1 protein-coding gene is annotated in these 534 nt (G+C 73.2%); it reads right to left on the reverse strand.

Annotated features, from left to right (window positions below; all coding sequences use genetic code 11):
- Nucleotides 1-469: hypothetical protein (locus tag ACOADB_RS24415; protein WP_378604932.1), on the reverse strand; the 469-nt coding region annotated here is incomplete at its 3' end.
- Nucleotides 470-534 lie beyond the last annotated feature (65 nt).

Raw genomic sequence — 534 nt, forward strand, 5'->3', positions numbered from 1 at the left:
AGTTCGTGACCCGCCAGTCGAGCGGGGTCACCGGGTCGGGGCGGTAGCTGCAGCAGGTGCCGGTGCGCACGGCCGCGTCGAGATGGCCACCCAGGTCGGGCAATTGCTCGCTGATCCGGGCCAGGGCGTACCGCAACGAGCGGGTCACGCTGGTGCGGGCGCGTTCCACGGTGCCCGCCGATCGCCGCGACCGACCGCCGAGCCCGACCGCGCTCGACAGCTCTGCCATCAGGTAGTCGCGGTCGCGCTCCGCCAGGATCCGCCGCGCCTCGTCGTTGTCACGCTCGGCTTCCGCCAGGTCGTCCTCGACGTCGGCGAGCCGACGGCGGTACGCCGCCCGGGCCTCGTCGTCCAGGACCGGCAGGCCCGCTTCGACGATCCCGGCCCCCGCCAGGTCGAGCACGTGGAACTCCCGCCCGGGCTCGGATACCAGGGTGGCCAGCAGGTGCACGCCCTTGAGGTCGGGCACCCATGCCCGACGATCACGGCACCCGATCTCCCACCGGTCACCGGAACGCACGAGGAACGCCTCGG

The sequence above is a fragment of the Nocardioides sp. CPCC 206348 genome, from assembly GCF_048654705.1.
Classification (GTDB): domain Bacteria; phylum Actinomycetota; class Actinomycetes; order Propionibacteriales; family Nocardioidaceae; genus Nocardioides.